The organism is Pseudoalteromonas sp. M58 (genome assembly GCF_042604605.1).
Taxonomy (GTDB): Bacteria; Pseudomonadota; Gammaproteobacteria; order Enterobacterales; family Alteromonadaceae; genus Pseudoalteromonas; species Pseudoalteromonas tetraodonis.
On the sequence record NZ_CP152391.1, the window covers coordinates 614684 to 636327 of the forward strand.

A 21644-nucleotide genomic window follows, 5' to 3' on the forward strand; every position below is an offset into this window, starting at 1 on the left:
GAGTTCTATACCTGGGCATGGGCAAGTTAGGGAAAGGAGACGTAATTAATAATGAAAATATACGTTAATAACATTAAATAATAGAGAGTTTATTAAGTAATAAAAAGAAAATAATAATAAGTATTTTACCTTTGAAATTATAAGCGTTAAATTATTTTAGCTGATAGCTGATAGCTGATAGCTGATAGCTGATAGCTGATAGCTGATAGCTGATAGCTGATAGCTGATAGCTGATAGCTGATAGCTGATAGCTGATAGCTGATAGCTGATAGCTGATAGCTGATAGCTGATAGCTGATAGCTGATAGCTGATAGCTGATAGCTGATAGCTGAAAACCCATAAATTACGTTATGTTAAATTGAGTGATTTAAATTAAAGTGGGCGTAATCCATAAAACTAGCCCACTTATGATAGGGTTTTGAGGTCTTAATTTAGCTCAGAATCGACCCAAAATTTAGTACCTTTTAAAACAGCTTGCAGTGCAAGGCCACTTTCGGTTAAAGAGTAAACAGTAACTTGGTCAGCAATAGCTTCGGCAACTAAAGCACCACCTTTATCTTGGTATTTTGCAGCAGCATCGGCATTACCACCGAACGCCCAACCATGTTTAATAAATCTATTTAACGCTGCTTGATCGTGAAAAACCATCACAATATTGAAATCTTTAACACCTAAACCTAAGCCTAAACCAGCTTCACCCATATTCATATAGGTAGATTTTCCGGTTAGGTTATTTTTTACTACACCGTACCCACCACCAAAACTGGCTAAAATAACGTTTACATTGGCATTATCAAATACAGCATAACCGGCAGAGTTTGCGATTTGGGTTTTAACATCTGGTTTTTTTTCGTATAGAGCAGTTAATGTATTCGATTTCATACTTTGTACTAAAGCACGTTTTTCTCCAGGGGAAGCACTGCCTGTAGTAGCGCAACCTGTTAATAAAACGCTAATAACTAACATGCTCAACAGAAGTAATTTTTTCATGATTTTTCCTTTAATAAGGTATATGGTTAATAAATCTGCGTTTAGCATAAATATCAAAAATTCATTATGTCCAATACTAGACAGTATCGGACTTTAAGGTTAACCTATAAGTCTATTATTTTCTTATATATTTTACTATTATGCTTGTTGCTCTGGTCGATACATTAAAACAATTACGTTATCAAATAGCTCATCTTGAAGATAATACACTCTCATCAGAATATCCAGAACTAGCCTCTTTTATACAGCAAGTCAGCTTGACTGTAACTGAATCAAAGGCTGATCTTAATTTTTTATACCAGTTTTTATATGTTTATGGACGAAAATCTGAGGCAACCTATAGTCGTTTTCGTAATGAGTTGGAACGTTTTTATTTATGGTCATGGCTTATAGCTGAAAAATCTGTATTTGAACTTAAGCGTGAAGATATTGAAGCCTATGTTGATTTTATGGTTGAACCGGATAAAAAATGGGCATCTAAATCTGTTCAATGGCGTTATAAAGATGAGCAAGGAATTCGTCGGTTAAATCAAAATTGGCGCCCTTTCATGTTAAAAGAATCTATTGCGAGTCAGCAAACATTATCGGCCATGTTTACTGCCCTCAATGTATTTTATAAATTCGCTATTTTAGAAGAAAAAACCTTTGCTAACTTTGTACCTGTTGTTAAAAAAAATAGTCCCTACTTGGTTGTGCAATCGCAAATACAAATCCCCGATACATTAAGTGATATTCAATGGGAATATGTATTTGGCGTTACCAGAGATATATGCGAAAAAAAACCAGAGTATGAAAGAAACTTATTTACCCTCGCCTGTTTAAAAGGACTCTATCTTCGTATTTCAGAATTATCAGAGCGACCACAATGGTCACCTGTTATGTCTCATTTTTGGCAAGATAATGATGGCTTTTGGTTTTTACGAATAATGGGCAAAGGAAATAAATTACGCGATGTAACATTAAGTGATGATTTTCTTGAGTATTTAAAACGTTATCGCTTGTATCGAGGCTTGCCTGCTCTGCCCCGCGTTGATGAGTCAGACCCTCTAGTTCATAAAATTCGTGGTCAGGGTGGAATGACCGTAAGACAAATTCGCAGATTGGTACAACAAAGTTTCGATATTGCGCAACAATCTTTACTTGATGATGGATTTAAAGATGACGCGGAACAATTAGAAGCGGCCACTGCGCATTGGCTACGCCATACGGGGGCAACGCATGACGCGCAAACTCGCCCTTTAAAACATTTATCTGAAGATTTAGGCCATGCAAAAATTGCTACAACCGATCAAATTTATATTCAAACAAATATAAAAGAGCGGGCTAAATCTGGAATTAAAAGGAAAATTTAATGGAATACTTAGTGATCTCATTTATTGGCGTTTTATTTTTAGTTTATTCCTTAACATTTCGCCAACTAGAAAAAACCGAAGTAACGGGGCCAATGTTTTTTGTAATTGGTGGGATATTGCTTGCCACACTTTTACCTAACGAAAGTAGCAGAATAAAAACCGGCATAGATTTTTTACTGCCCTTTATAGAATTGACACTCAGTATTTTTTTATTTTCTGATGCGGCTAAGTCAAAATTAAGTGTTTTAAGACATAGCTTTCAGTATCCAAGTTTACTGTTATTTATCGCCCTCCCCTTAACGTTATTACTTGGGATTGCCGTTGGGTTATTTTTGTTTGCCGATTTATCTGTTATTCAAGCGGCGTTACTTGCAATAATATTAACGCCTACCGATGCGGCGTTGAGTAAAGGGTTATTGGCAAGTACGCAGGTACCTGAAAAAATTCGTGAAGGAATTAATACCGAAAGTGGTTTGAATGATGGTTTATGTGTTCCTATTTTTTTAATATTTATATTACTGGCAAAAAATCCTGAATCTGCAATCACAGCAACGCAAACGTTAAGTGTGTTTGGCAGAGAACTTGGTTTAGCCTTATTAATTGCCTTTACAAGTACCGCTATTTTTATTCCGTGTTTAAATTTTGCAATGAAGCGCCATTACTTTGCGCAAAACACGAGTCCTTTTTTATTATTAGGTTTTGCTATGGCGGTGTTTTCGATTACGCAATATTTTCATGGCAGTGGATTTATTGCGGTGTTTGTTGCGGGTTTATTATTTGATAAATACGCCACTACTAAAATAAGCAAAGAGTTGATAGAAGACTCAGAGCATATTGCTGACTTTACTTCTTTAATGATCTGGTGTTTGTTTGGATTTGTATGTGCTTATTTAGTTTTACCTAAATTAAATTTAGCGATAATAACGTATGCATTATTAAGTACGACTTTAATTAGAATAATACCGGTTATGCTGTCATTGCAATTTACAGCACTAACAATTAAAGAGCGTTTTACATTTGCTTGGTTTGGGCCAAGAGGATTGGCCTCAATTGTTTTTACCTTAATGGTAATAGACACACAAATAGAAAACAAATTTCAAATTGCGACCATTGCCATGACAACAATTTTATTTAGTGTGTTTATTCACGGTATTAGTACAAAACCTATAGCAGATAGTTTTGCTAAAAAAACTAAATAAATATAAGCAAAATAAAAAGGCGTACTTAATAATAAGTTACGCCTTTTTATTTTCAGCTTAATTAATTAAATTATTAACTAAGTACATTTGCCAGTAACTCTATCGGATGCTTGGGTTTAAACTTTTCATAACGTTTAACTTGGCTGCGACATGAGAATCCCGTTGATAAAAGTTGCTCAGGTTTATTTTTATCAATAATAGGTTTCCAACTCATTTCGTAAAGCGATAAAGAGTTATCTTGGTTTTGTGCTTCGTGGCCATACGTACCCGCCATTCCACAACAACCAGTACTTGTTGTTTTTAATGTTAAACCAAGCTCATCAAAAATAGTTTTCCAAACGTTTGCTGCTTTTGGTAATGCGGTTGTTTCAGTACAGTGACTTAATAATGTAAATTCAGTATTTAAATTTTGTTTAGCCGTTAACTGTTTAAATGATTGTGTTTCTAGCCATTCATGAGCAAGTTGCACATGAAAATCACCACGGTTATTTTCTAAAATTGTATTATATTCATCGCGATAACACATAACTAAAGACGCATCTAAACCAACTAATGGCGCATTTATTTCGTTAAGTTGATTTAAAAATTCTGCGGCATTTTTAGCTGTCACTTTAAACTCATGTAAAAAACCTTTTACATGCTGAGGTTTACCATTGGGTTTAAATGGTAACAACATGGGTTTTTTTCCAAGCTGTGTGATCAGTGTAATAAAGCTCTCAACCAATTCTGCTTCGTAAAAGCTGGTAAATGGGTCTTGAACAATGAGTACATAATCATTTTGCTCATCGGCGCTTAACTTTTTAAGTAAATCTAAATCGAATTTTTGCGCTTTGTTTACACGTTTACCGAGTGCCGGAATACTTAGCTGCGGGGTATCAACATAACCGACCGTTTTTTTAATGATGCTACTAACCAATGATGTTTTTACAATTGGGTTAATAATCCGAGCAAATTTTGACATTAACGGTGCGCTATTTTCGATATTACCCACTAAATAATCTTTCAGTGGGCGCGCATAATAACTATGGTAATAATTTAAAAAACGAGCTCGAAAAGTTGGTACATCTACCTTTATTGGGCAAGCGGTAGTACACGCTTTACATGCTAAACATTCGTCCATTGATGCTTTTACTTCGTGAGAAAAATCGTAAATGCCTTTATTTTTTTCACGGCTATGAACAAAACGCTCCCACCAGGTGATCACTTCACCTTTGTTTAGCTCTTTTTCTACTTCAAGCAAATTAACATCTTTTGACTCTTGAAGTCGTAACCATTCACGCATTAAACCCGCGCGACCTTTAGGTGAGTTACGACGATCGCCGGTCACTTTATAAGATGGGCACATTGGCGAGTTTTCATCATAATTAAAACACAAGCCGTTACCATTACAGGTCATTGCATTGTTAAAACTGGTTTTAACATCAATAGAAATTTGCTTATCGAAGTAAGAACGTTTCTGCCCATCAACACTAACTAGTGAGTCTTTACTTTCAATTGGCGTACATATTTTACCGGGGTTTATTTTATTATTAGGATCAAAAGCTGACTTTATTTTTCGTAATTGAGTAAATAAATGCTCACCAAAAAATTCAGGGCCGTATTCACTTCGGTATCCTTTGCCATGCTCGCCCCACATTAATCCACCGTATTTAGCGGTGAGTTTTACTACCTCATCTGAAATTGTACGTAGTAATTTTTCTTGTTCTGGGTCGCACATATCCAGTGCAGGTCTAACATGTAATACACCGGCATCAACATGGCCAAACATACCATATTGTAAATTATAGCTGTCGAGTAATGCTCTAAATTCGACAATGTAATCGGCTAAATTTTCAGGCGGTACGGCGGTATCTTCGGCAAACGCGAGGGGCTTTTGGCTTCCTTTTACATTACCTAATAAACCCACTGATTTTTTACGCATTGCATAAATTTTTAGTATATCGCTTTTATCGCTGGTTAACTGATAGCCAATAACACCATTAGTTTGGTTTTCAACGCATTCATCTAATAATTTACATAAAGTGTCTACTTTGTCTTTTATGTCTTGTGGTGATACAGCATTAAACTCAACCATGTTGAGTCCTTGCATATCTTTATTTGGTACATCGGTTATTAAGTCCGATACTGAATGCCAAATAATGTCTTCGCGCGCAAGATTCAAAACTTTGCTGTCAACGGTTTCAACCGAGGTAGCACGGGCATCAACCAAAAATGGTGAATGGCGAAGTGCAGAATCAAAACTGTCATATTTTATATTGATGAGTGTTTTAAATTCAGCAATGGGTGTTAGGTTTAATTTCGCCTCAGTAACTATACCTAATGAGCCTTCAGAACCTGTAATTAGTCGACTCATATCAAAAGTTTGTAAGTCTTCACTTAGTACATGCTCTAGGTCATACCCAGTTAAGAAGCGATTTAATCGTGGGAATTTGGCTAATATAGCGTCGCGTTCACTAATTGAAATATCTAAAACTGTTTTGTATATTTGACCAATTAATGTGTCTTGATCGGCAATTATTTTTGCTTTTTCAATGTCTATTGGGCTGGTAGACATTGCTGTGCCGTCGACTAAATACGTGGTTAGCCCTAAAACATGGTCGCTGGTTTTGCCATAAACTAATGACCCTTGGCCAGATGCATCTGTACTGATCATGCCGCCAATAGTGGCGCGGTTACTAGTAGATAAATCGGGTGAAAAGAAAAATCCATACGGTTTTAAAAAGTCGTTAAGTTGATCTTTTATCACGCCCGTTTGAACTCGTACCCAACCTTCTTCTACATTTATTTCGAGGATTTCACGCATGTAACGTGATAAATCAACCACAATACCAGGGGTTAAAGATTGTCCGTTAGTGCCTGTGCCGCCACCGCGAGGACCAAAAGTTAACGACAAAAACGGGTCATGAGATGCAGTTTGTAAGGCAATTTGAATGTCTTTTTCGTTTTTTGGAAAAATAACACCTTGTGGAAGCTGCTGGTAAATACTGTTATCGGTTGATGCAGTCAGCCTCGTTGCATAACTGGCGTCTGTATCTCCAGTAAATCCTTGATTTTGTATGGTATTTAAGTAATTTGCAACCAATTCGGTCGCGGCATCTTGTTGTGTAATCGTTGCTATCATGGCGGCGCTTTTTAATGCATTTGTGTAATTATATCATGGTGATGGCTAATAGAAATTGAAGATTTTACAGTTTGTAACACTCTTTTAATCGTAATATGAGCTGCTGCAATTATAATCAAATTAAACGCCTACTATGAGGTTTATATGAAAAAACTACTTATACAGATCAGCGGCACACTGTTTATTTTATTAGGACTACTATTTGCCGTAGTACCTGGACCCTCGTTAATATTTTTTATTGCAGGTTTACTGTGCTTTTCTATGTATTACCCAAAAGCGAGAGGTTATTTAGCGTGGTGTCAAAAAGCGCTTACTCGCTCATGTGCCTATTTAGATAAAAAATTAGCAAAACACACATTTTAAGCCATAAAAAATGCCAGCAGATGCTGGCATTTTTTTAACAAGGTAATTTATTTAGCGAGTTTATCAGCTAAATATAACCATGTTTCTAGTACTGTATCTGGGTTAAGCGAGACAGAATCAATGCCCTGCTCTACTAACCATGCAGCAAAATCTTCATGATCTGAAGGACCTTGACCACAAATACCTACGTACTTACCTTTTTCTTTTGCTGTTTTAATAGCCATAGAAAGAAGCTTTTTGATTGCAGGGTCGCGCTCATCAAATAAGTGCGCAATTAAACCTGAATCACGGTCAAGACCAAGCGTTAACTGCGTTAAATCGTTAGAGCCGATAGAGAAACCATCGAAGTATTCTAAAAATTCTTCAGCCATTAATGCATTTGACGGAAGTTCACACATCATAATTACTTTAAGACCATTTTCGCCACGTTTAAGGCCATGCTCTTCAAGTAATTCAATAACGCGTTTACCTTCTTCAAGGGTACGTACGAATGGGATCATGATTTCGATGTTAGTCATATCCATAGTATTTCTAACGCGTTTTATTGCTTCACACTCAAGGGCAAAACAATCACGGAAATCTTCAGAAATATAACGCGCAGCACCACGGAAACCAATCATTGGGTTTTCTTCTTCTGGCTCGTATTGCTGGCCGCCCACTAAGTTTGCGTATTCGTTTGATTTAAAATCAGACATACGAACAATTACACGCTCTGGAGCAAACGCACAACCTAGGGTAGAAATACCTTCAACTAGTTTACCAATATAGAATTCAACAGGTGATTCGTAACCGGCAATCATGTCTGTGATTTCTGCTTTTAATGCATCTGTTTGTGCATCAAAATTTAATAACGCTTTAGGGTGAACACCAATCATACGGTTGATGATAAACTCAACGCGCGCAAGGCCAACGCCTGAATGTGGTAAACGAGCAAAATCGAATGCGCGATCTGGGTTACCTACGTTCATCATTACTTTCATTGGCAGTTCAGGCATTTCGTCTACGCGTGAAGTTAACACTTCAAAGTCTAAAATACCTTCATAGATGAAACCTGTATCGCCTTCGGCACATGATACGGTAACTTCTTGACCAGCTTTAATTAAATCTGTTGCATTACCACAACCAACAACGGCTGGAATACCTAACTCACGTGCAATAATTGCAGCATGACATGTACGACCACCACGATTTGTAACAATCGCAGCCGCGCGTTTCATGATAGGTTCCCAATCTGGGTCGGTCATGTCGGTAACTAAAATGTCACCTACTTGTACTTGGTCCATCTCTTTGATTGAATCAAGTACACGCACAACACCACTACCAATTTTATGACCAATTGCACGGCCTTCAACAACAACATTGCTGCTGCCATTAAGTTGGAAGCGTTCCATTACGTTAGTGTCTTCGTTTGAACGAACTGTTTCTGGACGCGCCTGAACTATATATAGTTTGCCATCGTTACCATCTTTTGCCCATTCGATGTCCATTGGACGACCGTAATGTTTTTCAATGATTACAGCTTGTTTGGCAAGGTTTTGCACTTCTTCATCTGTAATCGAGAATTTGTTTGAAAGCGCTGGATCTACGTCAACAATTTCTACTTGTTTGCCGTGAGCTTTGTCTTGTGAGTAAATCATTTGAATGGCTTTAGAGCCAATATTACGACGAACTACTGATGGCTTGTTTTTAAGCAGCGTTGGTTTATGAACATAAAATTCATCAGGGTTTACAGCACCCTGTACAACCATTTCACCCAAACCATAGCTTGATGTAATAAATACAACATCTTCAAAACCAGATTCAGTATCAATACTAAACATAACGCCTGATGCTGATTTATCTGAGCGAACCATGCGTTGAATACCTGCTGATAAGGCAACACCACGGTGATCGTAGCCTTGGTGAACACGATAAGAAATTGCACGGTCGTTAAATAACGAAGCGAAAACGTGTTTGATGGCTGTCATTACAGAATCAATACCAACAACGTTTAAAAACGTTTCTTGTTGGCCTGCAAAAGAGGCATCTGGCATATCTTCAGCGGTTGCTGATGAACGAACAGCGAATGAAACATCTGCAGTTGTGTCGCCATGTAGCTGGCTGTATGCGTCGCGGATTGCTTTGTCTAGACTAGGTTGGAATGGGGTATCGATAATCCACTGGCGGATATCGGCGCCGACTTTGGCGAGTGTGTTTACATCATCAACATCGAGTGTATCTAAAATGTCATGAATTTTTGCGTTGAGTCCTGATTGTTCTAGAAACTCGTTAAAAGCGTCTGAGGTAGTAGCAAAACCACCTGGGACTTGCACACCTGCGTTAGCTAAGTTTGAAATCATTTCACCAAGTGAGGCATTTTTACCGCCAACTCGAGGAACATCTTGCATACCAAGCTCTTGATACCAGAGAACGTATTCTTGCACGGATCTTTCTCCAAAAAACAAATTGTAGTAGTAACTGTGAGAGTTAAGAAAGAAAACCTTTTATAAAGGTCGCCACCATTCTACACTGGCAAACGTCCCCACGTAAACCGTGATACACTGATTTTAAATTAAATGTAATAAAAAAGAGGCTTTATGAGAACTGCGTTTTATATTTCAGATGGCACAGCAATCACATCTGAAGTGTTTGGTCATGCGACTTTATCTTTATTCCCTGTCGAATTTAATCATAAAACAATCCCTTTTGTAGAAACTGAAGAAAAAGCGCATGAAATAAAAGCGCTTATTAACGCAACGTCATCTAAGCAAGGTGAAAAGCCTTTGGTGTTTTTTACTTTTGTGAATCATAAGCTGTCTGAGATTATTCGCTCAGCGGATGCAGTTTCATACGATTTTTTAAGTACCTATAGTGAAAAAATTGAAAAAGAATTAAATGTGGCGCCAGTACCAAAAGTACACAGAACACACTCTATTCATGAAAAAAGTTATGATTTTAGAATTGATGCCGTTAATTACGCGTTAATGAATGATGATGGTGGCAACATTAAAAACTTTGCGGAGGCTGACATTATTTTAGTTGGCGTTAGTCGAAGTGGTAAAACACCCACTAGTCTTTATTTAGCGTTGCAGTATGGCATTAAAGCAGCCAATTACCCGATCACTGAAGACGACTTAGAAAGCGAAGGTTTACCAAAATGCTTAGTGCCTTATAAGCACAAACTGTTTGGCTTAACTATTGATCCAGAGCGTCTGGCTGCAATAAGGGACAGACGCATGGCAAATTCAAAATACGCATCAATTAGGCAGTGTCGTATTGAAGTACGCGAAGTTGAAATGCTGTATAAAAAACATAAAATTGCCCATTTAAATTCAACTCACCATTCAGTTGAAGAAATTTCAGCAAAAATCATTTCTGATACAGGCCTTGAGCGTCGTAAGTACTAACAAACTAATGTGTGATTTAAGCGCGTAATCACAGTTAAACACAAAAAAGCCGCTAAATAAAAGCGGCTTTTGGTATTTATGAGCGGGTATTATTTACGCGCGTCTTTTAGTAAATCAGCTACTAAAAATCCAAGCTCTAATACTTGATCAGCATTTAAGCGTGGGTCACATTGTGTTTTGTAGCGCTGGGCTAAGTCATCATCAGATAAACCGTATGCACCGCCAGTACACTCTGTTACATGTTGGCCGGTCATTTCTAAATGAACACCGCCTGCGTAAGAACCCTCTGCTTTATGAACAGCAAAGAATTGGCTAATTTCGCGCATGATATTATCAAAGCTACGCGTTTTGTAACCTGAGCTGGCTTTTTCAGTATTACCATGCATTGGATCTGAGCTCCAAATTACTTTGCGACCTTCTTGCTGTACTTTACGCACCAGCGCAGGTAACTTCTCTGGTAATACATCCGCACCCATTCGCGTGATAAGTGTTAATCGGCCTGGGATATTATCCGGGTTAAGCGCATCGATTAAACGGATAAGCTCGTCTGGATCCATACCTGGTCCAACTTTAACGCCAATTGGGTTTTTAATACCTTTAAAAAATTCAATATGGGCATGGTCTAGCTGGCGAGTACGTTCACCAATCCAAACAAAGTGTGCTGAACAATCGTACCAGTCACCTGATAAATGGTCTCTACGTGTTAATGCTTCTTCGTAGCCTAGTAATAACGCTTCGTGTGACGTGTATAAATCTGTTTCTTTTAAGCTTGGCGCTATAGTTGAATTAATACCACACACTTCCATAAATTCTAACGCGTCTTGAATTTTGTCTGCAAGTTGTTGGTATTTTGCTTTTTGTGGATTAGCAGCAACAAAGCCCATGTTCCAACGGTTAACTTGATGTAAGTCGGCAAGTCCACCTTGTGCAAAAGCGCGTAGCAAATTTAGCGTTGCCGCACTGTGATGATATGCCGTCATTAAACGTTGAGGGTCTGGTATACGTGCTTCTTCAGTAAACTCAAAGTTATTTACTATATCACCACGGTAAGATGGCAACGAAACGCCGTCTATTGTTTCTAAGTCGGCTGAACGTGGCTTAGCGTATTGACCTGCCATACGTGCAATTTTAACAACCGGGCACTTTCCACCATAGGTTAATACTACAGCCATTTGTAAGATGGTTTTAAATGTATCGCGAATATTAGCGGCATTAAAGTCGCTAAACGATTCTGCACAATCTCCACCTTGAAGTAAAAAGGCACGGCCTTCGCATACGTCTTCAAGTTGTTTAAATAAACTTCTTGTTTCTTCGGCAAATACTAAAGGCGGTGCACTTTTCAACTGGCTTTCTACCGACTTTAATACGTCTTGATCTGGGTACTGTGGTTGCTGCAGTATTGGCAGTTCTCTCCAGCTATTTGGGTTCCACGATTGCATGTTCATTCCTCATTCCTATTACCTGATGTAATGAAATTAACGTATGCAGTGTGCTTTGTTCAAGGACTAAATACACTATTTACCAATTATTTAGTTATTAGTTAAATTTTAATAAGATTTAAGAGCCTATTTTGAGTTACTTATGATGAGCAAGTTTATAAAGCAAAAATAAATAAACATTTAAAAACAATAATCTAAGTAGGTAGAGTATGCATTATAATGGCTTGAGTAGAAGCTTAACAGCTAAGCGATGGTGATACAGATAGTAATAGGAACACATCATACTTAATTTGCACTTATGTAATCTTAACTTTACGGGTGGTTTTAAAAAAAATGCTACTCAATTATGCGCTTTTAAATATTTATGCTAACGCTGCATACAAAGCTCAGTGCCTTAACTCAGCCCTTCTATTATTTCCTTTAAAGTATGTGAAGCAAAAGTACTTTAAAAAACAATAAAGAACACATCATACTTAAATTAAATTATTGTAAATCTTAGCTATATCATATTATTTAAAGAAGTAACTATCAAAAGAAAGGGTTGTTTGCGAGAATAGTAGATAAGTAAGATGTGTTCTAGGTAGGTAGCTAATGGTTACAAAGGTACAAATAAGAAGTCAGTTTGATTTACTCAATGAATTAACACTTAGCTTAATTGATGAGCTTAAAGAGGTTGGCTTTGCTAAAGCAGAGTATTTTCAATTACCTGAGATTAGTAGTACTGAAGAAAATATAGTCCCTGAGTCTATAAGCGTTTCAAAAATAACAGGGGAATTGGCACATAAGGCAATTTTAAATGCTTTCTCAGATATTTATAAAAAGCCAGGGCTAAGCAGCCGAGTATTAAAGCGACACCCTGGTTTGCTAGTAATAAAAGAGGCGAATAAACAAGCCATTATTGATCGCATAGCACAGGTAAATAGTGCAAAAGCAGCTTTTAAAAATTGTATTTTAGCAATAGATAATAACGACGCGCGATTTGAAGCGGTGCATAATGCAATGCCAAATTTAATAACGCTTGCGGCGTATCGTAAAATTCATAGTGAAATTGAATCCCCTTTTTCTGTTCGCTTTACTTGGATGCATAAACACGCAACCAAAACACTTACAAAAAAAATGGCGCTTGAAATGTTAGAAAAATCGGCAAGCTATAAAAACCCGCGAATGATTGATCAGCAAAAATGGCAGTCACTGGTTGCACAAGAACAGGTTCGAGTAGCCAGTTTGGGTGAAAAAGAAAAATTGCGAATTAGGCGCCCTACTCGAGTTAGTCCTCAAGTTAATGTGAGGTACACTGCACAAAATCGCTATCATGTTAGTGCTGCTTTACCTTTTATACTAATTAACCCACAGCCCGACGTAAAATTTGGCGAACTACCGAGTTACCAAAAACCCTTATCGCATCCCCGAAAACGCGAATATGATTTTCTAGTGGACCGATTATATTTAGAACAAGTAACTAAATAAATTATGTTAAAAAGGCCACATTATGTGGCCTTTAATATATTTGTTGGTAAAAATAAATAGAATTACTTTTCTACAATTTCTTCCAGCTTATCTTCATCAATCAATACCGCATTTTCAACAATGCGTTTGCCGCCTTGTATTTCAATACGCTTATTGTGTTTATTTAATGCCAATATCTCATCACAAAATTGATCAGACGGATGCATTTCATAAGTGTAATCGACTATGTTGCCGGTTTTATCATCTTTAACATTGGTAATGCTGTATTCAGATATTGCTCCTTTTTCAATTAAATCTTTCATCGTGGTTGTCATATCACGACGCAGTGCTTTTAATTTATTTTCGGTAATATCATCCGTTGAGTAAATAGAGCCATATTTTTCCATAATAGAAAGTAATCTAAAATGGTAGGTTTTTCCTGGTGCTGCATAACGCCATAAATGATATAAACGCAGCATCATCCAACGCGATAATCCGCGTTTTAATTCTTGTGCACTGTTAAAGTAATAACCTTTGTATTCAAGGTTATCAATCATGTTGTGTACAAATGCATTTAAACACGCAACACATTTTACGTTTCCGCCTTGGCCTTTCTTACCACTAAAGTGCAAAGACGATAAAAAGTTCATATTCGACTCGTAAAACGAATCATCAATATCAGAATTTTTAGTATCCGTTGCAGAATATTTAAAAGAAAGTTTAGAACCTTGCAATGCTTCAAGCGACTCTTTAATTTGCGGATATGGCATAGATTGGCCAACCGCTTTAAGCTCTTGTGCTAATTCGTTCATAGAAAACACAACGGCATATTGAATACCGGACTTAAAATTAATTTTTACAATTTTACCTTTTGAAGCTAGGCGAATTAATGCGCGCTCTACTTTTTCTTCTCTATCTGATGGCCACACTAAATATTCTACATCTTCGCCATCTTTACGAGTACTGACCACAGCCGGTGTTATTTTTATTTCGCCATCATATAAAATACCATCTACTTTTTCAGATATCTTACGCGTAATGATGGTTTTTTTAGGGGCTTCTTCAAGTGGCAGTTTTTTGTGGCCTGAGCGAACAAAACGTCCCCACAGATCATAATGGTTAAATGTGTTAGAGTAAGCGCGTAACCCATGGGCTGCATTTTCTATCGAAATTCGCACATCTTTATTATCTGTAAATAGTGCTAGGCTTTCGTTATCGATCGCACTTTCCACCCCGTGAATTTGGCCCCTAAGTGTATCGGGCAAGTTATCTACCGAGATGTTGACCTTTCGGCTCATGGTTTTTATTTCCGTTTTTATTGTGACAGCTAATAACAACACATAAAGCCACAAAAGTTAAATGTTTAAGTTAGTATAAAAGTGATCTGACTTCAAATAAAATGCTCAGATCAGTATTTTACTAAGGAAAACTTAAGACAAGCGTTTTCAGATCACATTTTTACTAACTGAGTGTTGATAAGCCAAATTTTTACTAACTAAATAATAATTTTGTCCATTACAAAGTGTTTTTTTTTATATTTTACACGACAAATTATATAAAAATCTTAACCCCCTGTGGATAAGCTTAGTTCGAGTTAGCATAGATCTGATCTGTACTTACTACAGATCAGATCTATACTAATTAAACCATGCATTATCACTATTGCTTAGTGCATAACTTTATAATTTACTTAGTAAAAATATGATCTACAGGTAGGTATTTGTGAGTAACTCAGTGCTTAACCTGTGCGTAACTTAGATTGTAAATATTCGCTTAGTAAAAAGCTGATCTGCAAGTAGATAAGGATCTGATCTTAACCACGTACAATGCTGATCCACTATTTTTAATATTATTTATATAAATCATTACGTTATATATGTATTTTACACCCTTAGCCTTTAATACCTTATATATTTAACCATACTTAAACTTCTTTATTTATACTAAGCAATCTTAAAAGGGTAAAAATTATTTTATATGTCATGTATTTAAAACACATGTCGCCTTAAATAGTTGTTTACAGCTAATTGAATGGACATTATACTAAACACCTAACTTTGAGGAATAAAGTATGTCTATCAATAAAAACGCGCTAGATACTTATCGACTTTTGAAAGCAACCGCAGAAGTTGCTGAAAAATCACTAGAAGGACGTATCCAACATTATCGCGCCCATCTTAAATCTGAAGAAAAAGAATTAAGAACTTACACCCAAAAAGCAGCAGCTGATTTACTTGGCTGTAATAATCGTACCTTAAAAAGACGCCATGACAATGGTGACTTTGACGATTTAAATATAAAACGCGGTGCAAACGGCCACTATGCCTACACCTTAGTTAATATTTTTGCTATGGCTGATATTATGGACATACAGCCTGATCACCGCGCATCAACAGACAAACTCCAAGTTATTGTTATTAATTCATTAAAAGGTGGTTGTGGTAAAACAACAAGCATGGTTAACATTGCTGCTGCACTCGCTACCACTAACATTAAACGTTACCGTATCGGTATAATTGATTTAGATCCTCAAGGGTCATCATCAAGCTTTTTCCCATCTTCAGAGCCCGATCCAATTACCGTTGGTGATTTGATGCGTGATTGCATTGACCTTGATGAAGGTGAAACATGGCCTGAATTTGTGTCTAACTCTTTTTTACCAACACATATTCCTAATATTCGTGTTTTACCATCAGGTATGGATGACTTTTATTTTGAGCACGAAACAGCAACATTACTCAAAGACACCTCCAATTATGAGCAAACACGCCATTACCACAAACTACTAGAACGAGTAATAAATCCGGTAAAAGATGAGTTTGACATTCTTTTAATTGATACAGCGCCAACGCTTAACTTTATGTTTTACAATGCATTAATGGCTTCAACGGCGATGCTAATTCCGGTTCACCCTGAAGCGGTAGACTTTGATGCAAATAATAAATATTTAAAACGCTTAGGTGAGATTTATCATACCGTTGCCGCTCTTGGCCATGATGGTTGGGATTTCATGCAATTTTTAGTTACTAATTATGTGAAAGGCAATCACTCACAACGCGACATAGTTAAAGATGTGCGTAGTGCTTTTGGTCGCCAAGTAATGAGCTATCCTATTAATCATAGTTCAGCAATTACCGCCAGTTCATCGTCGTTCAATACTATCTTTGACCAAAAAGCATCTGACAGCTTAGCAAGTAGAGAGTCATTAATGCGCGCACAAGAAAATATCAAAGATGTAGTGGATGAACTCGAAATGCTAATTCGTTCTAATTGGCAATCCACTCAATCTAAATTAAATACGCCTAAGTAAGGATGTTGACTAAAAATGGCTAAAAAACGTAAAAATGACACCCGCTTAGATCCCTTTGCAACCGCTGTTGGCAGTAGCAGCTTAGATGCCCTTTTAGAGCAAGCCAATGCAGGCGACGTTATTCGTATGCCTGCTCCTAGTGATCCTAATCGGGAAATTACGCTTGTTTGTAAAGTGATAGCACATAACGAGATTGAAAACTCAACTCAGGTTTATGGTAAAAATCGTCGCGTACAAGCGCTTTTAAACGAAAAGTCAGTCGCAGATATTCTTCCTGCTATTAAAGAAGATGGCCGTAATCAGCACCCTGCCCTATTGTGGGAGCAAGGTGATATGAGCCTTGTATTAGCTGGCTCTAGACGTCGTAAAGCCTGTATTTTAGGTGGCGCAGACTACCTCGTATTGAGTTCTAGTGACTTTAGCGAGCAAGATGCCAAAGTACTTGCGGTTTCATCAGATCAATACATTGCCCCTAGTCTTTGGGAGTTGGGTCAAGCGTATCAGCAAACTAGAAACGATCTTATTCAACAAGGCAAAAAAGGCTCGTACCGTGAGATTGCTGTTATTGAAGGGGTATCGCATACAGCGATTGCTGATGCGATAAAAGCGTATGAGCAAATATCTGCAGATGTTATAGCCCTTTACCCAACAGCTAATCATGTTGGTAGAGAAGTTGCTAAAAAGCTGATTAACGCAAAGGAGCGCGATGAGGAAGCATTTAACGAGTTAGTTGTTGCACTTGCCAGCAATGATGAAATTAACGCCTTAGAAGCCGACGACAAGCGCGCTATGCTAATTACTAAATATCTAACTGCAGAGCCTAAAACAGCATCAAAACGTGAAGCGGTTTTAGAAAATGACTTTATTAGTGTGCAACGCAACCTTAAAAGTGGTGACGTTTCAATTAAAATAAATAATAAAGTGATGACAGACAAGCGCTTAGAGCAACTTACTAAGTTATTAAGTGCCTTTAATTAGTTAGTAATATCGTGATCTGTAAAAGGGGTTGGGTTAGTTAAATCATGATCTAGACCTCTTTTTTAGTTGGTAAAAATCTGATCTTTAGTGGTATAAAAAGGCTAAAAACATGGCTTAAACCATCAAGGATCATATTTTTACTAACTAAACACCTCCTTTTAATGCCATTTTTCACCTTGTTAGTAAAAACCTGATCTAAGCCTAACTAAACCTCCTTTTAAAGTTAAGTAATTGTTTTTATTTTGTAATTTAAACGTGCTTTTTTAGTGAGCAAAATTAAACAATGATCGCCAATTCGCTATAAACCAATTTTTTACTAACCAATCAGATCCAACCAGTTTATTTTAAAAATAATATTGCTTTAGCTCAGCGCTGATAAGGCATATACTGGAAAAATTGTTTTTAAATTTTAATACTTTGAGTGACATGTCTGCTAACTTATCAAAAAATGATTTAATGGCTATTTTTGAAGAAATTAAAAATGAGCAGGCTACCCAGTTTCCTCTTTCTGAGCGATTCATAAAAAAATTATTTAAACCCGCGGTGTTGGCCAAAGGAAAATCGTACTATAAAAACGGCCAAATCAGTTGGTTAGAACATAATGCAGATTTTTCTGTGGTTGACTCTACGGTGCAAGGTGATAAAGGAATCGCGTTCAACCAACGTATTGAGATCAGTAAATTACCAACTGGTTATTCGGTCGATACCCACTGTACCTGTAATGTTAAAACTAAATGCCGCCATTTGGCCGCTATTTTGTTAAAGCTTAAAATTGAGCATTCTGGTGAGTACGGTGAAGATTATTTTATTAATGATTGGTTTAGTGAACTAAGCGCACTTAAAAACACCGACCAAGCTCAACCCTCGCAAGTATTACTGTTTGTATTAGACATAGAAAACAACAAAGTATTTTTAACCCCTAAAATTGCCAACTACGATAAAAATAATAATTATGCACTTGGGCGAAATTTAACTGAGCAACAGCTTAATAGTTTTGTAACCCCTAGCGATTTGCTCGAAAGTGATTTTAGATTATATAGCTGGATCCGATCGCAAAATGCGGTCGGTAATATTGAGCTTAAAGGTCAATGGGGTTTTAATGCGCTGCAGCAATTACTAGCCACAGACAGATTATTTTTACAACGCTCTCGAGTACCTATTAAAGCGCAACCTGGTTTACCTCTTAACTTTGTTTGGGAAAAACAAAAAGAGGTAACCCAGTTAAAAATTCACTTGGATCAAATTCCTAATTGGGCTTTAATTAAAACAACGCCGCCCATCTACTTAGATTTAGATAAATATAAATTAGGCCGTATTCGCACGCCCCTCAGTGCTGATGAAATTGCGCACTTACAAACTATACCGGCGCTGCACGATACAAACTTTGACCGAATTTATAAGCAGCTTGCTGATAACTTTGGAGTAGGTGTTATTCCCCACCCTACTAATACACCAAGCACGCCTGTTAAGTCGTTGAGTAATGCCATACTTAAAGTCAGCATGTCGGGCTCAGTAATGGCTATTTCGTTATCGTTTAAGTATAAAAATAAAAACTATTTAGCGGGTACCGCGCCTGCAAAGTTAATTAATAGCGCCTTTGAAAACACCGTTACCAATGAGTTAGTCAACTTAGGCTTCGATTTTTGTAAAGGGGGTTTACACAGCGAGTTTATTTTTAGTCAGGAATCGGCTATTCACTTACATTGGCTAGTGCACGAGGTACTGCCCAGCTTTAAACAACGCGGTTGGCAAGTATCAATGAGCAAAGTTAATGTTGCTGATACTAAAAGCCAAATCTCATTGCATGTAAACAGAGCTGCAAATCATCAAATGCATAGTAAAGTAATGCTAAACGATACCAAAGTAGCCACCCTATTAAATGTAAATAATAAACTGTATGAATCGTTAAACCGTCAAAGTGAATTATTTTATTACTACCCTGTTGGCCGTCAATTTGGGGTTATTGATAAAGCAGCGTTTAATTTATTAATTGAGTTTAAACTGCGGTTTGAATTTATTAAAACCCGTGACGAATTTAACATTCCGCTTTCATACTTACCTGAATTAGTTCAGCACACAGCTATTAATGTAGAGCTACATGACCCGTCACTAGAGCGTTACCTTGATGAACTAAATAACGATGCACTGCTATCACCTAACACTGCCATTCATGGCTTACACGATTCTGTAGTATTAAGAGAGTATCAGCAAGAAGGCGTGGCTTGGCTTAACTTTTTAAAGCGTAATCAGTTAGGTGGGATTTTAGCGGATGATATGGGCTTGGGTAAAACGTTACAAGTGATTGCCTACTTAGCAAGCTCATACAATACACCGCAAGCAGGGCCTACGCTTATTGTGTGCCCTACAAGTTTAGTGAGTAATTGGCAAAACGAAATTACCAAGTTCGCAAAAAGCTTAAAAGTGACCACTATTTTTGGTGCACACCGAAATGATTCGTTGCAGCATTTGGCACAAGCGCAATGTATTTTAACCACGTATCCGCTATTAAAACGTGACATTGCTTATTACTCACCGCTGTATTTTGAAAACATTATTCTTGATGAAGCCCAGTATATTAAAAACGATACCGCACAAGTTTCGCGGTTGGTAAAACGTTTAAATGCCGACTTTAAGCTTTGTTTAAGTGGCACCCCAATTGAAAACAATTTATTTGAATTAAAGTCATTGCTCGACTTTGCAATGCCCTCGCTTTTAGGTTCACAGGCGCACTTTAAGCAGCATTTTCAAGGCCCTATTGAACGCGAAAGCAACATTGAACGTGCAGAGCAACTAAAAGCGTTAATTATGCCGTTTATTTTGCGCCGTACTAAAGCCCAAGTGGCTCAAGAGCTACCGCAAAAAACCGAACTTATAAAAGAGTTTGAGTTTGAACCTAAACAAAAAGATATGTACCAAGGTATAACTCGTGCGCTTGAAGAAAAACTGATTGATTTATTTGCCGAGCAAGGCGTACAAAAAAGTAAACTCGCTTTTTTAGAAGCTCTATTAAAGTTACGCCAAATTTGTTGTCATCCTAAACTCATTGAACCTGAAACTGAGGCAGCCAGTGCTAAATTAGAATGGTTGTCGAGTCACTTACCTTTAATGCTTAGCCTTGGCCGTAAAGTGATTATATTTAGCCAGTTTACCTCTGCCCTTGATTTAATTGCCGAGCGTTTAAATGAGCTAAATATTAATTTTAGTATGCTAACTGGGCAAACGCGTCATCGCGATAAAGTAATAGACGAATTTACCAGTGGTAACACTTCTGTGTTTTTAATTAGCTTAAAAGCCGGTGGTACAGGGCTTAATTTAACCCAAGCCGACACCGTTATTCATTTTGATCCATGGTGGAACCCAGCCGTTGAAAAACAAGCCACCGATCGTGCTTATCGAATTGGACAAACAAACCCAGTGTTTGTTTATAAACTAATTATGGCTAACTCTATTGAACAAAAAGTATTTCAAATGCAGCAAGATAAGCAAGCGCTTGTAGATGCATTATTTACCGAAAAATCAATGAGTTTTACCCAGTTTGACGAACAACAAATGCTGTCTTTAATTAAAAGCTAAAATAATTTTAAAAAATCATGACGAGTTTTTGAACTTATTTAAATTGTAGGCGTCTATTAATATGCTTGGTTAAATTGCAGTTTCTCCAAGCTTTCATGTTGATATCCCATATAGTAGTTACTAGACATAGTAATGATTAAGCCAGCCAGTAATGCGCTGGCTTTTTTTTTGCTTTTAAAAATATTTATTTTTTTATTTAATTTATTTTGAACTAATCACAAATGGCTGGGTCTATTATTATGCTTGTAGTTGATGTGTTGTTATACAAGTTTCATGTTGATTTCCCTGTTTGATTACTAATTTAGTAATATTGAGCCAGCTTTATTAGCTGGCTTTTTTTATGCCTCAAATTCAACTTTTTTAAAATTATTTTGAACTAATTTAATCAGAGCGCGTCTACAATTATGCTTGTAGTTGATATGTTGTTTTACAAGTTTCATGTTGATTTCCCTGTTTGATTACTAATTTAGTAATATTGAGCCAGCTT

At 37.0% G+C, this 21644-nt stretch carries 14 protein-coding genes; 8 read left to right on the plus strand and 6 right to left on the minus strand.

Annotated features, from left to right (window positions below; all coding sequences use genetic code 11):
* Nucleotides 1-151: 151 nt before the first annotated feature.
* A complete protein-coding gene (locus tag AAGD16_RS17975) occupies nucleotides 152-340 on the minus strand; it encodes a hypothetical protein (protein WP_377115607.1) in 189 nt (62 codons plus the stop codon).
* Between the two features lie 86 nt (nucleotides 341-426).
* On the minus strand, nucleotides 427-990 hold the full coding sequence (locus tag AAGD16_RS17980; protein ID WP_008108715.1) for a YSC84-related protein: 564 nt from the start codon (nucleotides 988-990) through the stop codon (nucleotides 427-429).
* 140 nt (nucleotides 991-1130) lie between these two features.
* Between AAGD16_RS17980 and AAGD16_RS17985 the strand changes: the two genes are divergently transcribed.
* Nucleotides 1131-2342 (plus strand): tyrosine-type recombinase/integrase, encoded by a 1212-nt coding sequence (locus tag AAGD16_RS17985; protein ID WP_016898932.1) that lies wholly within the window; start codon nucleotides 1131-1133, stop codon nucleotides 2340-2342.
* Nucleotides 2342-3541, plus strand: a complete 1200-nt coding sequence (locus AAGD16_RS17990; protein ID WP_013463350.1) for a sodium:proton antiporter — start codon at nucleotides 2342-2344, stop codon at nucleotides 3539-3541. Before AAGD16_RS17985 ends, AAGD16_RS17990 begins: the two co-directional genes overlap by 1 nt.
* A gap of 73 nt (nucleotides 3542-3614) precedes the next feature.
* Here the strand turns inward: AAGD16_RS17990 and AAGD16_RS17995 are convergent, their stop codons facing one another.
* Entirely contained in the window at nucleotides 3615-6662 is a 3048-nt protein-coding gene (locus AAGD16_RS17995; RefSeq protein WP_377115612.1) for an FAD-binding and (Fe-S)-binding domain-containing protein, read from the minus strand.
* Nucleotides 6663-6806: 144 nt separating this feature from the next.
* Between AAGD16_RS17995 and AAGD16_RS18000 the strand changes: the two genes are divergently transcribed.
* Entirely contained in the window at nucleotides 6807-7025 is a 219-nt protein-coding gene (locus AAGD16_RS18000) for a PGPGW domain-containing protein (RefSeq protein ID WP_013463352.1), read from the plus strand.
* Between the two features lie 47 nt (nucleotides 7026-7072).
* Here the strand turns inward: AAGD16_RS18000 and ppsA are convergent, their stop codons facing one another.
* Nucleotides 7073-9448, minus strand: a complete 2376-nt coding sequence (ppsA, locus tag AAGD16_RS18005; RefSeq protein ID WP_016898933.1) for a phosphoenolpyruvate synthase — start codon at nucleotides 9446-9448, stop codon at nucleotides 7073-7075.
* Nucleotides 9449-9601: 153 nt separating this feature from the next.
* Between ppsA and AAGD16_RS18010 the strand changes: the two genes are divergently transcribed.
* On the plus strand, nucleotides 9602-10411 hold the full coding sequence (locus AAGD16_RS18010) for a pyruvate, water dikinase regulatory protein (protein WP_008464475.1): 810 nt from the start codon (nucleotides 9602-9604) through the stop codon (nucleotides 10409-10411).
* Between the two features lie 89 nt (nucleotides 10412-10500).
* Here the strand turns inward: AAGD16_RS18010 and AAGD16_RS18015 are convergent, their stop codons facing one another.
* Nucleotides 10501-11850 carry a class II 3-deoxy-7-phosphoheptulonate synthase gene (locus AAGD16_RS18015; RefSeq protein ID WP_024602472.1) on the minus strand — a complete coding sequence of 450 codons (1350 nt, stop codon included), beginning with the start codon at nucleotides 11848-11850 and terminating at the stop codon, nucleotides 10501-10503.
* A 591-nt stretch (nucleotides 11851-12441) separates the two neighbouring features.
* Between AAGD16_RS18015 and AAGD16_RS18020 the strand changes: the two genes are divergently transcribed.
* Complete coding sequence (locus AAGD16_RS18020) at nucleotides 12442-13317, plus strand: DNA replication terminus site-binding protein (protein ID WP_377115617.1); 876 nt, start codon at nucleotides 12442-12444, stop codon at nucleotides 13315-13317.
* 62 nt (nucleotides 13318-13379) lie between these two features.
* Here AAGD16_RS18020 and AAGD16_RS18025 read toward each other — a convergent pair whose 3' ends face one another.
* Nucleotides 13380-14594, minus strand: a complete 1215-nt coding sequence (locus tag AAGD16_RS18025) for a hypothetical protein (RefSeq protein ID WP_013463357.1) — start codon at nucleotides 14592-14594, stop codon at nucleotides 13380-13382.
* 773 nt (nucleotides 14595-15367) lie between these two features.
* Between AAGD16_RS18025 and AAGD16_RS18030 the strand changes: the two genes are divergently transcribed.
* From AAGD16_RS18030 to AAGD16_RS18040, 3 genes are all read left to right on the plus strand, one after another.
* Complete coding sequence (locus AAGD16_RS18030) at nucleotides 15368-16606, plus strand: AAA family ATPase (protein WP_008464468.1); 1239 nt, start codon at nucleotides 15368-15370, stop codon at nucleotides 16604-16606.
* Between the two features lie 15 nt (nucleotides 16607-16621).
* Complete coding sequence (locus tag AAGD16_RS18035) at nucleotides 16622-17584, plus strand: transcriptional regulator (protein WP_013462769.1); 963 nt, start codon at nucleotides 16622-16624, stop codon at nucleotides 17582-17584.
* Nucleotides 17585-18010: 426 nt separating this feature from the next.
* Entirely contained in the window at nucleotides 18011-21157 is a 3147-nt protein-coding gene (locus AAGD16_RS18040) for a DEAD/DEAH box helicase (RefSeq protein WP_076923236.1), read from the plus strand.
* The last annotated feature ends 487 nt before the right edge of the window (nucleotides 21158-21644 follow it).